Source organism: Parabacteroides sp. CAG:2 (assembly GCF_000436315.1).
GTDB lineage: Bacteria > Bacteroidota > Bacteroidia > Bacteroidales > Tannerellaceae > Parabacteroides > Parabacteroides distasonis.
Genome location: NZ_FR885294.1, coordinates 24,401 through 36,284, shown reverse-complemented (window position 1 = coordinate 36,284; position 11,884 = coordinate 24,401). Strand labels below are relative to the sequence as shown.

General features: G+C 41.1%; 13 protein-coding genes. 7 read left to right on the top strand and 6 right to left on the bottom strand.

The genetic code is table 11. The features are described from left to right. Window positions 1-161 precede the first annotated feature (161 nt). Together QVP94_RS09595 and QVP94_RS09590 are read left to right on the top strand one after the other, a co-directional pair. On the top strand, window positions 162-503 hold the full coding sequence (locus tag QVP94_RS09595) for a hypothetical protein (protein ID WP_022192486.1): 342 nt from the start codon (window positions 162-164) through the stop codon (window positions 501-503). Between the two features lie 682 nt (window positions 504-1,185). Beyond that, entirely contained in the window at window positions 1,186-1,662 is a 477-nt protein-coding gene (locus tag QVP94_RS09590) for a hypothetical protein (protein ID WP_022192484.1), read from the top strand. Window positions 1,663-1,746: 84 nt separating this feature from the next. Here the strand turns inward: QVP94_RS09590 and QVP94_RS09585 are convergent, their stop codons facing one another. Beyond that, window positions 1,747-3,531, bottom strand: coding sequence for a tyrosine-type recombinase/integrase (locus tag QVP94_RS09585; RefSeq protein ID WP_195392917.1), 1,785 nt, complete (start codon window positions 3,529-3,531; stop codon window positions 1,747-1,749). Window positions 3,532-3,739: 208 nt separating this feature from the next. Here QVP94_RS09585 and ssb point away from each other — a divergent pair, with 208 nt between their 5' ends. The 4 genes from ssb to QVP94_RS09565 are packed head-to-tail and all read left to right on the top strand — an operon-like array spanning window position 3,740 to window position 6,834. Then, window positions 3,740-4,249: a single-stranded DNA-binding protein gene (gene ssb, locus QVP94_RS09580; RefSeq protein WP_009275778.1), complete on the top strand. Its 510-nt coding sequence runs from the start codon at window positions 3,740-3,742 to the stop codon at window positions 4,247-4,249. A gap of 25 nt (window positions 4,250-4,274) precedes the next feature. Further along, window positions 4,275-5,627 carry a gliding motility-associated protein GldE gene (gene gldE, locus QVP94_RS09575; protein WP_009275779.1) on the top strand — a complete coding sequence of 451 codons (1,353 nt, stop codon included), beginning with the start codon at window positions 4,275-4,277 and terminating at the stop codon, window positions 5,625-5,627. A gap of 6 nt (window positions 5,628-5,633) precedes the next feature. Then, the gene (gldD, locus tag QVP94_RS09570; RefSeq protein ID WP_009275780.1) at window positions 5,634-6,215 is read left to right on the top strand and encodes a gliding motility lipoprotein GldD; all 582 of its coding nucleotides are present in this window, start codon (window positions 5,634-5,636) and stop codon (window positions 6,213-6,215) included. Between the two features lies 1 nt (window position 6,216). Continuing rightward, a complete protein-coding gene (locus QVP94_RS09565) occupies window positions 6,217-6,834 on the top strand; it encodes a 4'-phosphopantetheinyl transferase family protein (protein ID WP_022192482.1) in 618 nt (205 codons plus the stop codon). Window positions 6,835-6,943: 109 nt separating this feature from the next. Here the strand turns inward: QVP94_RS09565 and QVP94_RS09560 are convergent, their stop codons facing one another. From QVP94_RS09560 to QVP94_RS09545, 4 genes are read right to left on the bottom strand one after another with little or no spacing between them, the layout of a single operon-like run. Beyond that, on the bottom strand, window positions 6,944-7,687 hold the full coding sequence (locus tag QVP94_RS09560) for a shikimate dehydrogenase family protein (RefSeq protein ID WP_005854619.1): 744 nt from the start codon (window positions 7,685-7,687) through the stop codon (window positions 6,944-6,946). A 14-nt stretch (window positions 7,688-7,701) separates the two neighbouring features. After that, window positions 7,702-8,445, bottom strand: coding sequence for a bifunctional demethylmenaquinone methyltransferase/2-methoxy-6-polyprenyl-1,4-benzoquinol methylase UbiE (gene ubiE, locus QVP94_RS09555; RefSeq protein WP_005854621.1), 744 nt, complete (start codon window positions 8,443-8,445; stop codon window positions 7,702-7,704). A 10-nt stretch (window positions 8,446-8,455) separates the two neighbouring features. Next, window positions 8,456-9,406 carry a phosphoribosylaminoimidazolesuccinocarboxamide synthase gene (locus QVP94_RS09550; protein WP_005854624.1) on the bottom strand — a complete coding sequence of 317 codons (951 nt, stop codon included), beginning with the start codon at window positions 9,404-9,406 and terminating at the stop codon, window positions 8,456-8,458. A gap of 11 nt (window positions 9,407-9,417) precedes the next feature. Then, window positions 9,418-10,410, bottom strand: a complete 993-nt coding sequence (locus QVP94_RS09545; protein WP_005854625.1) for a PhoH family protein — start codon at window positions 10,408-10,410, stop codon at window positions 9,418-9,420. A gap of 226 nt (window positions 10,411-10,636) precedes the next feature. Between QVP94_RS09545 and QVP94_RS09540 the strand changes: the two genes are divergently transcribed. Continuing rightward, complete coding sequence (locus tag QVP94_RS09540; protein ID WP_008773450.1) at window positions 10,637-11,296, top strand: DUF5715 family protein; 660 nt, start codon at window positions 10,637-10,639, stop codon at window positions 11,294-11,296. Here the strand turns inward: QVP94_RS09540 and QVP94_RS09535 are convergent. Then, complete coding sequence (locus QVP94_RS09535) at window positions 11,277-11,804, bottom strand: O-acetyl-ADP-ribose deacetylase (RefSeq protein WP_005854629.1); 528 nt, start codon at window positions 11,802-11,804, stop codon at window positions 11,277-11,279. The two genes, QVP94_RS09540 and QVP94_RS09535, sit on opposite strands and share 20 nt — an antisense overlap. Window positions 11,805-11,884 lie beyond the last annotated feature (80 nt).

Here is an 11,884-nt window from a genome sequence, read left to right as displayed (position 1 = left end):
TTAAAGATTGCTTGAATAGTATTTATGGCACATTAGGAATCAAAGGAAAAGCTAGCATTAAAGACTTTGAAGATTATGCTAAGATTAAGGAAGCTAGGAAAAGAATAGATGGTAAGCAGGTAAGAGGTTATATTATTCAGTACATTAAAATTAAGTAAGCTATGGTTATTGACTTTACACCCAGTATAAAGGAATCAGAAGAAGCTAGAATATTAAAGCTAAAGGAAGATGCAGAAGAAGCAGGTATTAAAGCTGAGGAAATTTTAAACAGCATAGGAATTAAATATATCATCCGACTTTATAATGAAGGTGGTTGTATTAAGTTTTACAAAGGTTCTAAATGTATTAAGATAGCCAGTTTACTAGCTGGTACTAATGAACTAACGGCTAATTTCTCTCTTTATTATAATGCCACTAAACTTAAAGATAGGAAAAGATTTAAAACTGTTGAAGAGAATGATTTCCTTACAGATATACTGCTAAACCTATATTCACAACTATAATAATCAGACCTAAGATAGTGTTTGAATAAATTATTAAAATTATTGTAATTTGGTTTTGATGTGTAAAATATTATTGTTATATTTGTAATACGATAAAGAGTTATATGGGAATGGCTTTATCGGTCTGGTTAGTGAGTAGTTTAGTTCTACTTTACTGCTAATCAACGTAATAAGACTACAGATACATCTAATACAAAGATTCTTCTTATAGATTATCCTACTACATAGATTCTATTAATTTATTTACACACCAAATTCTGTATTTAGATTTACTGTCTTATAGATTATCCGAACATAAAGATTATTATTGAGATTCGTTATTCATAGTAAGGTGGTCTGTGAAGATAGCCTTACTTTACTTTGATTATTAACTACTTAAACTATATATACTATGACTTACTTATTAATGATTTTATTAGCAGCCTTGTTATATGGGCTGGTTAGGGTGGTGGTAAATGATATTAAAGACCACATTACTAAAGAAATAGATCGGGTTATTATCTCACTTAAAACAGGTAATTATGTGGGTAGATGAAGATGGTAACAGAATTGTATCGGAAACAGAAGAGGAAGAGATCTTAGCAATAGAATAACCCATTAGCCTGTAAATGGTATATGGTTAATGTGAATGATTTATGACTTATGATAATGGAATACAGGCTAGTGTAAACTACTAGCTTAAATGGATAAATTTGATGAATTAGAACTAAATGGAAGAAAACTATTAGAATCATTTTTAATACAAGTGGGTGCTACTAATCTGCATCCTACAGAAGATAAATATGCACCAGTGGACTACTATTTTACTTATAAGGATAAGAAGGTGGTAGCTGAAATAAAGGTAAGAGATATTAAGTATGAAGGCTATGATACTCACTTAATGGAAGTATCTAAATATAAGTCCTTAGTGAAGGATGAGAAAGATAGCCAATCAGATACAGCATACTACATTAACTTCTTTACAGATGGAACTAAAGTTAATGCTTATTGGTACTCTGTAAGCAGTATTAGGAACTTTGGTACTATAGATTATAAGTACTGTCCGACTACTACAGCAGCCGATAACGGTAACTACTATAAGAAGGTTATTATGATCCCTTCAAATAAGGCTCAAAGATTTGCTTTGGTAAATGGTAGGTGGTCTAAGATTTCTGCCTAAATTTTAATTATAAACCCCAGCTTGCCTTAATTGGTGGGCTAGGGTTTATTGTTAAAGGATTAGGCTTAATTTTGTGTTGGAGTTTCAGTCTAGCTCTTCATTACTTATCTCCTGCTGCCAAAGATGGTGTAATATATCCTCACTCGTGATCTGATTAATGCTATCTGATAAACCTAGCTCAATAACCTTTTGTTCGTATAACTGATATAATGTAGCATCTGCATAATGTTTACCTATATACCATAATATTTCTGAGATCTTATTAATACGTCCATATAGTATAGTTTTGTCAATGCCATTTAAGAATGATTGAGCTTTACTTATAGTAGATAGGTCTTTAATAACTCTGATTGCTTTAGATATATCTGGCAACTCATAAATATTGACATCCCTACTATGTAGTTGGTCAAGTCTCAATAAAGTAGTTTCCGCAAATAAATAATCTAATATATTAGTCTTGGGTTTCGGGGGCTTATTCTCATCTTTAGCTATAATTGGAGTGTCTACTTGATCCATTTTAAATAGTTTACCATCTAATTTATTGAATGCGGAATGTACCTTGTTGGCTTTGTCCTGTTCATTAAGATGTTCATATACCGCATCTATCATAGTTGTATCTTCGTGTCCAGTTGCTATAATCACAGCGTCTTTAGGTATTCCCATACGGCACATAATTGTGACAAATGTATGCCTTGCGGTGTGTGAATGTATCATCTGGTGTAATGGTTTGGTAATATTCAATATATCAGTACCTTTCTGCTCTTGGTATTCTATAGGTTCATTAAGTCCTACAGCCTCGGCAATACGTTTAATATCTTTATTCATTCTAAAGTCTTTAATAGTATTTATATCTACTATCATCTTTTTATTATTGTACTTGTTTAATATCTCTCTAGCCAATGGAAGTAATGGTATGATAGCCATTTCATTAGTTTTTTGTTGTGTTATAGTTATGGTGTTCGTCTTGCTATCATACTTGTAGTCTCCATTAAAGAATTTAGGCATATCTGATATACGTTGCCCAACTAAACATTGAAGTATAAATATGTCTCTAATCTCTTCTAACTCTGTAGCTTTTCTTCCTTTTGGGGTGTAGCTGTATAGTGACATTACTTGTTCCTCCGTTAGTGCCACTTGTTTATTCTTACGCTTAGTTTTATTAGTGTTATCCTTAATTAATTCTAATAAGTGTAAGTTGTTACCCTCAAAGCTAAATTGAATTTTGCTAGATTTGTTAGCAATTCTGCATACTGCAAGTATCCTCTTGATATAAGCATTGATCGTAGTAGCGTTAGTCTTCTTATTTATATAATATTGTTTGAACTGCTCTAGTGTTTCAAGGTTTATGTTATTCCAAGTGTTATCAATTTTGGATGCTTTTAGGAATGTTTCTAGGTATCCTATAGCACCAATATTCCCCTTCTTGGTAGATTCTTTTGTGCTTTGCCTATCTATAAGTTGCTTCATTTCTAATGTTGCGCTGATCTGCTGTTTCATTTTACTAATTCTATTTATATGCTTATAGTCTTTATAGATATACTCCCGCAGGATGTTTAAGCTGTTCGTGATCTTGTCGGGATTATCACAAAGATACTCTTTATAAGACGATACACTGTCTCTAAGTGCTTTAATTTTTTTATTAGCGATTTCATTATTCTGATTATCTAGTTCTGTTAGACGAACACTTATATAGGCTTCTTGTTTCTTTGTGTTCCAGTGCTCTGGATACACTTTAACCCCTGTAGCTAGTTTAACTTGCTTCCCTTGTATCCGACATACTAAATAGATATTGGTCGGCTTAGTTGACTTTGGTTGCCTCAATACAAAAGATGTCTGTATCTCGTTAATGAATATCTGTTGTTCCATCATATCGGTTCTTTAATTTGGTTCTTCAAATTCGTTCTTCAATTTGGTTCTTTTAGATATCATCTGTGAATGAGATCTCTACAACTGTCTCTTCTATAGTCTTGAAACTCACATAGGTGAAATTTCACTATCTGATTTAGAGAAATTAAACGGAAACTTGTGAGAATGATTGAATTTGTGTTTCTTTGTATGGTTATTAAGAATTTGAATTATGTCATTGAATAAGGTTATATTGATCGGCAACGTAGGCAAAGATCCTGACGTTCGCTATTTTGACAGTGGTGCCGCTGTCGCTAATTTCCCGCTGGCAACCTCGGAACGTGGGTATACGTTGGCAAATGGAACGGTGGTTCCGGAGCGTACGGAGTGGCATAATATTGTAGTTCGTCGGGATTTGGTTCCTTTCGTGGAAAAATGGGTACGTAAAGGTTCCGGTGTATATGTGGAAGGTAAGATTCGTACTCGTAATTATGATGACCAAAGCGGCGTGAAACGATATGTTACGGAGATCCATGCGGATCGTATCGAGTTTTACAGCACGGGTTCCCGTCCGGTCGATGGTGGAAATACGACTGCACAAGGCGGTAGTATGCAGCCCAATGTGGGACAAGGACAACCGGCTCAACCGACCACGGCGCCAAATACCGCTTATCAACAGCCAGCCGCTTCGCAGCCTAGCGCATTCTCAGAATCCAGTGACGCGGATGATCTCCCGTTCTGATATTGTTTAACTAATACTGTTTCCCTTGGACTCGGACTATTATTTATGGGGCTTATTTGAAAACGTAACGGTGCAGGCGCTGACAGCGGGTCCTGTGATCGCATTAAGCTTCGCTTTTTTACTGCTGTTTGTTTCCGGCTTCGTGTCGGCCTCTGAAGTGGCATTCTTTTCTCTAACCCCGGGTGACCTAAATGAGATCGGGGAAGAGAATCGCCCGGCAGATCCTGTTATCAAACGTCTCCTTGAACGTTCGGAGTATCTATTGGCATCTATATTGATCGCTAATAATTTTGTAAATGTGGCGGTCGTTATGCTGTGTACCTATGCGATTAACGCTTGGATTAATTTCTCGGCCGCTCCTCTTCTAGGCTTTGTGCTTGAGACGATTCTCTTGACTTTCTTGCTTTTACTTTTTGGGGAGATCATGCCTAAGATTTACGCACAGAAGAATTCTTTGCGTTTTGTTCGTTTTTCAGCCTCCGTATTAAGTGGTTTGGAACGCTTCTGCCGCCCATTCTCGAAAATCTTGGTTAATTCCACATCGGTCATCAATAAAGCGTTAGCGAAAAAGAAATATGATATCTCTGTAGATGAGCTTTCTAAAGCGTTAGAGCTAACCTCTACCGAGATCCCGGAGGAGAAGGAGATGCTGGCGGAGATTATCAAGTTTTATAATAAGACCGCTGATGAGATCATGACTCCTCGTCTGGATATGGAAGATATCGAGATCAAGATCAGTTTCCGTGAGGTGGTTGATTTTATTATCAAATCCGGCTATTCGCGTATTCCGGTATATTCCGAGACTGAGGATAATATAAAAGGTATCTTATATATCAAGGACTTATTGCCCTATATTGACAAGCCCGATACATTCCGTTGGCAGAGCTTGATCCGACCGGCCTATTTCGTGCCGGAAACCAAGAAGATCGATGATTTGCTGGAAGAGTTCCGTACCAATAAAATTCATATGGCGATCGTGGTCGATGAGTTTGGCGGTACCTCCGGTATTGTGACGATGGAAGATATCCTAGAGGAAATTGTTGGAGAGATCTCCGATGAGTATGATGAGGATGAGCAACAATTTATCCGTTTAGCAGACGGTAGCTTGATCTTTGAGGCAAAGATATTATTGACGGATTTCTTCCGGGTTATCGATGCCGATCCCTCAGATTTTGGTAAATTGACGGAAGAAGTGGAAACTTTGGCCGGTCTTTTGTTGGAGATAAAAGGGGATTTTCCACGCCGTAGGGAGATTATAGATTTTAAGGAATATCGTTTCCAAGTGCTGGAAGTGGATAACAGGAGGATATTAAAGGTTAAATTTAACCGTATCCCTGAAGGTACAGGGAATGATGAGAATGGGAAAGATACGAAGTAAATGTTTATGAAATGGATAGCTGCTGTCATAGGAGGTTCTCTGTTTTTAGGGATATGCTGTATTTCGTGTGTGGAATATACGCCGAAGCCACGGGGCTATGTTCGTATCGAACCTTCGAAGGCACAATATAAACCGCTTGATCTCAGTTACCTGCCTTTTAATTTTGATGTCTCTCAGACTGCGGTCATAGAGGTGCCGGATCAAAAGAAGGGTGTTACGGGCTTGAATATCTCGTATCCGGAGTTAGAGGCTAAGCTTTATTGCAGCTATTTGCCAATTACTCCTGTGTCCTTGGTGACGGTGGAGACGGAAAGCCGCTCTTTCGTCGCCCGCCTGATAAAGTCGGAGAATCGGATATCGGAGAAAGCGTATTCCAACCCTGCCGCAAACGTTTATGGCTCGCTGTTTCTTCTGGATGGAGAATCGGCTTCTCCCATACAATTCCTGTTGACAGATAGTGTATCGAATTTCTTCCGGGGGGCCTTGTATTTTGACTGTAAACCCAATGCGGATTCATTAGCTCCCGCTATCCAATATATCCGGGAAGATATCATAGAACTTATACAAACTTTTAGTTGGAAAGAATAATATGGCCTTGCTATATAAACAACTCTCGCCGCTGTATGGAGTCTGGAAAATGGAAGAAAGCTCTGATGAGCTTTTGGGGATGCTTGAGCATAAAGCGGACTATTCTTCTTTTTTGGAGCGGGTATCGGCAGAGAAGCGGAGGCAGGAACGTTTCGCCAGCCGGATGCTTTTAAAAGAGCTTTTAGGAGAGGAGGCAAGGGTTGACTATCATTCTACGGGTGCCCCGTTCCTCGCGTGCGTACCTTTATATATAAGTATATCTCATACGAAAGATTATGTGGCGGTAATCTTGGATAAGCGTCCGACAGGGATCGATATCGAGTATCGTTCGGACCGGATCTTGAAAATACGAAGTCGCTTTATGAATCCGGAGGAAGAGGCGGGTATCGATCTGGAGCATGAGGTCGAGCATCTATTAATCCATTGGTGCGCCAAAGAAACCTTGTTCAAGATAATCGGGCAGGAAGGAGTGGACTTTCAAAAGCATCTTCACGTGAATCCTTTTCCTTATTTATCGAGTGGGACGTTTAAGGGACGAGAAACCCGGACCGAGGCATGCCGGGAATATGAGTTGGCATATCAAGTTACACCGGACTATGTATTGACTTGGTTGAAGTAAGTTAACTTCATACGCTTGTGAAGTTAACTTCATTGACTAACGAAGCTAACTTCATTGGCTCACGAAGCTAGCTTCATCAAATCATGTGGTTGGAAAGATATCGTTCGATCTATTTCTGCCAGATTTCCCAAGCGGCGAAAGCCTGTAATAGAAGCATTTCCAGACCATTTTTCACGACGGCGCCTTTTTCTTTTCCTTTCTTCATGAATAGGGTCTCATCCGGATTGTAAAGTAAATCATACAATAGATGATTCGGCGTAAGTAAATCGTACGGGATATCCGGACATGAGTCTATATTCGGGAACATGCCTAAGGGAGTCGTGTTTACGATCACCGTATATTGCTCCATGGTCTTCGGAGTAATCTCATCGTACGTGATACAAAATTCTTTCGGTTTGCGAGAAACCAGCGTGGCACCAACGCCTAGCTGTTTCAGTCCGTGGAAGACTGCCTTTGACGCCCCTCCCGTACCAAGGATCAACGCTTTCCGGTGCGTTTCTTTCAATAAAGGATCAATCGATTGCTTGAATCCGATAATATCCGAGTTATATCCTTTCAGTTTAAGTTTGCCGAAAAGACCTTTTGTGAACTTGATGACATTTACCGCTCCGATCTGACGGGCATCGTCATCCAAATCGTCTAAATATGGGATTACTTGTTCCTTATAAGGAATGGTCACGTTTAAACCGTTAAGTTCAGGGTTTTCTTTGATTACGTTCTTAATCTCCTTGATAGATGGAATCTCGAAATTCAAGTACTCAGCGTCGATCTTCTCCGCCTCAAACTTCTGGTTGAAATACGTTTTAGAAAACGAATGTCCGAGGGGATATCCCAGTAAGCCATATTTCTGCATAACCTTTTTATTGTTTATTCTTTAGATCCTGTATATAATGAACAGATCCCGAAGGTAAAGGTCCGTACACGGGCCTGCTTGAAGCCTTGACGGGTGAGTAAATCCGTCATGACCTTTCCCTGAGGAACTACCTTGATGGAAGCCGGCAAATAATTATATGCGGCTTTTTCTTTAGAGAGTAGACGTCCGATAAAGGGGATGACGGTCTTTGAATAGATCTGGTAGAGTTGTCTCATGGGAAAATGTTCCGGTGTGGAAAGTTCCAAGATCATGATATGCCCACCGGGTTTCAGCACCCGGTACATCTCTGAGATACCTTGCTCTATGTTCTCAAAATTACGAACCCCGAAAGCGGCGGTTACGGCATCGAACGAGTTTTCCTCGTAGGTCAAGGCCGTACAGTCCTGTTGCTCGAAGGATATATGCTCCGAATAACCGGCGGCAGCTACTTTTTTCCGTCCCACTTCCATCATGCCTAACGAGATGTCGGCACCGATGATATGGTCGGGGCGCAGCTTTTTGTACATGGAGATAGCCAAGTCTCCGGTACCGGTAGCGATATCCAGTATCGTTTTAGGAGAGAAAGGACGCAGGAAAGCGATCCCTTTCCTGCGCCATATCTTGTCGATACCAAATGAGAGAGTATGGTTGAGTTGGTCATACGTTTCGGCTATCGAGTCGAACATGCGTTTGACTTGCGTGCCCTTTTGTTCCTCTTTGTTATAAGGAAGTATTGTCTCTGAACCATACTGTGTCATGTGCGGTATCTTATTTATTCTGTAAATATTCGGTAACGTTTTTCTCGATGCGGTTCAGCAAGTTGTCAGTCTCGCCTTTTACGAAAGTCTCCCCTGTGATATGCTCGAACAATTCGATATATCGGTTGCTGATTCCTTCTACGATCTCCGGTGTCATCTCAGGAACTTTCTGTCCGGACTTACCTTGGAAGCCATTTTCCATCAACCATTCGCGAACGAACTCCTTGGAAAGTTGCTTCTGCGGTTCACCCTTGGCGAAACGATCCTCGTATCCTTCTGAGTAGAAATAACGGGAGGAATCCGGAGTATGGATCTCGTCGATCAAATAGATCTTGCCGTCACGATGGCCGAACTCATATTTCGTGTCAACCAAGATCAAGCCACGTTCCTTAGCGATCTCGGTACCGCGTTTAAACAAGGCCATCGTATATTTCTCAAGAACCTCGTAGTCCTCTTTAGAGACCAAACCTTTAGCGAGAATCTCCTCTTTAGAGATATCTTGATCATGCTCTCCGATCTCAGCCTTTGTGGTCGGGGTGATGATGGGTTCGGGGAAACGTTGGTTCTCACGCATACCCTCCGGTAGTTTCACGCCGCAGATCTCACGTACGCCGCTCTTATAAGCACGCCATGCGCTTCCGCACAGATAACCGCGTACGATCATCTCAACCGGGAAACCTTGGCATTGAACGCCAACCGTTACCATCGGGTCTGGAGTAGCCAGTTTCCAGTTCGGGCAAATATCAGTCGTAGCGTCAAGGAACTTGGCGGCGATCTGGTTTAACATTTGTCCCTTGTAAGGAATACCTTCCGGCAAGATAACATCGAAAGCGGAAATACGGTCTGTAGCGACCATTACCAATACCTCGTCATTGATGTTGTACACGTCGCGTACTTTCCCATGGTATACGCTCTTTTGTCGCGGGAAATTGAAGTCTGTCTTAACTAATGCCTTCTTCATGACTCTTACTTTTAGTTGTTGTCTATATTCGTTTTCTTCTCTTTTGCCTCTTTGATCTCTTTCTTCCGTTTATCATCGAACTTATCATAAGCCTCTACGATTCGTTGGACAAGTTTATGCCGGACAATATCTTTCTTGGTGAACTCGATCTTACCGATCCCGTTTACGCCCTTCAATATTTGCATGGCCTGTATCAATCCGGACGTGGTAGAAGGCGGAAGGTCTATCTGTGTGACATCTCCGGTGACGATCATCTTGGCGTTCATACCCAAGCGGGTCAAGAACATCTTGATTTGATGCGTCGTCGTGTTTTGCGCCTCGTCCAATATAATGACGGCGTCGTTCAAGGTACGACCGCGCATAAACGCTAGCGGGGCGATCTGTATCACGTTATTCTCCATATATTCCTTCAGCTTAGCCGCCGGAATCATATCCTGCAAGGCATCGTAAAGCGGTTGCAGATAGGGATCTAGCTTATCCTTCATCTCGCCCGGCAAGAAACCCAGTTTTTCTCCGGCTTCTACGGCGGGGCGGCTTAAGATGATCTTCCGTACTTCCTTATTCTTTAATGCTTTTACGGCTAGGGCGATAGCGACGAATGTTTTGCCCGAACCGGCGGGTCCCGTGGCGAAAACCAGATCGTTGTTCTCGAAAGCCTTTACCAATAACTGTTGATTCTCGGTACGTGCGGTAATCGGCTTGCCATTCATGCCGTGGATGATCAGGTTCTCCTGCTTCACGACCGTGGGGCCTTTCCCTTTTATAATATCCAGAATCACGTCTTCGGAGAGCGAGTTAAACTCCTCACAGTATTTTTCCACCTCACGGATTTTCTTGAGAAAAAGCTCGGACTCATCCTCATCTCCAATCACTTTCATCACATTTCCACGGGCAACGATACGCAATTTCGGAAACAATGTCTTGATCAATTGCATATTAGAGTTATTCACACCGTAGAAAATTACCGGGTCTACGCTTTCAAGAATATAAATTCTTTCAATCATCCGCTATTCCTTTTATTAAATTACGCTTCAAAAAGATGTGCTATTTTTTATTATTCGAATCAAGTTACAAAATTAGTAATATTCTTTATCCATTGATGCAAAGGGAGAAGTTTTATTTCACGGGAACACATCTTTCAGCCGTCCGTCTATCATTTAGAGAAAAACTAATTGGAGTTAAGGGGTAATTTCGGATTTTTCCGTATGTTTGTTAGGTAAAACGAAGGTAATGAAGATGAAGACAGTGTTTAATGTGATGTTGTTGCTGGTCGTGATCGTGTCGGCGACGGCTTTTTCTTCTTGTAAGGAGAAAAGAGGTGAATTGAAGAAGATTTGGTACAATGGAAGCTATAATCGCGATTTTAATGATTTGAATGACGTTCATTTGTCCGTTGCGAAGAAGATCGGCATAGAGCCTGTCTCTTCGAGGGAAGGAGCGGAGCACGCCTCCCGGGATATGGTGGAGATCAAGACGAATGACTATTACGAGGTAGAGGAGTTGACGCACTCTATTCCGTATTTGGTGCCGGAAGCCGCTAATCTGCTGGAGGATATCGGGAAAAACTTCCAAGACTCATTGAAAAACTTGAATGCTTCCATCTATAAAATAAAGGTAACCAGTGTAACCCGTACGGTTGCCGATGTCAAGAAATTGAGAAAAAGGAATACGAACTCTTCTCTCAACTCTGCCCACCAATACGGAACTACGTTCGATGTATCATGGGTACGCTATACTAAGATAGATGAGAAAGATACCTTAAATATTGATAAGGACCGCTTGAAAATGGTGCTTGCCTCCGTGCTTCGTGATTTGCGCAGGGCGGATCGTTGCTATATCAAGCACGAACGCAAGCAAGGGTGTTTCCACATTACGGCTCGTGAGTTGTGATTTGTTCCAGCGCTTTTGTATAAACCGATTTGTCGTATCCGGAAAAACAGCACATCGTGACTTGCTGGATTTCCGGATTCTCTTTTAGGAAGGTATCGATCGTGCGGATCGCTATCCGTGCCGCCTCCTCGATAGGATAGCCATATACGCCGGTGCTTATTGATGGGAAAGCGATTGTTCTCAGTCTGTTCTCTTTCGCCAATCGCAAGGAGTTTCGATAACAATTTTCCAGTAGCTCCGGCTCTCCGTGTTGTCCGTTCCGGTAGATAGGACCGACGGTGTGTATGACATGACGGGCTTTCAATCGATAACCTTTCGTTATCTTCGCCTCTCCGGTCGGGCATCCTTGTAAAGTCCGGCATTCGTCAAGGAGTTCCGGACCGGCGGCCCAATGGATGGCACCGTCTACGCCGCCACCTCCCAATAAGCTATTGTTCGCGGCATTTACGATGGCGTCTACATCCAATGTCGTAATATCTGCTTGTATAGCAATTATTCGTTCGTTCATATCTTTAGTTATTTGTATGTTGGTCCTGTTCATATATATTCTAAATGTGCGCAATATAGCGAAAAAGTTGCTTTGTTTCA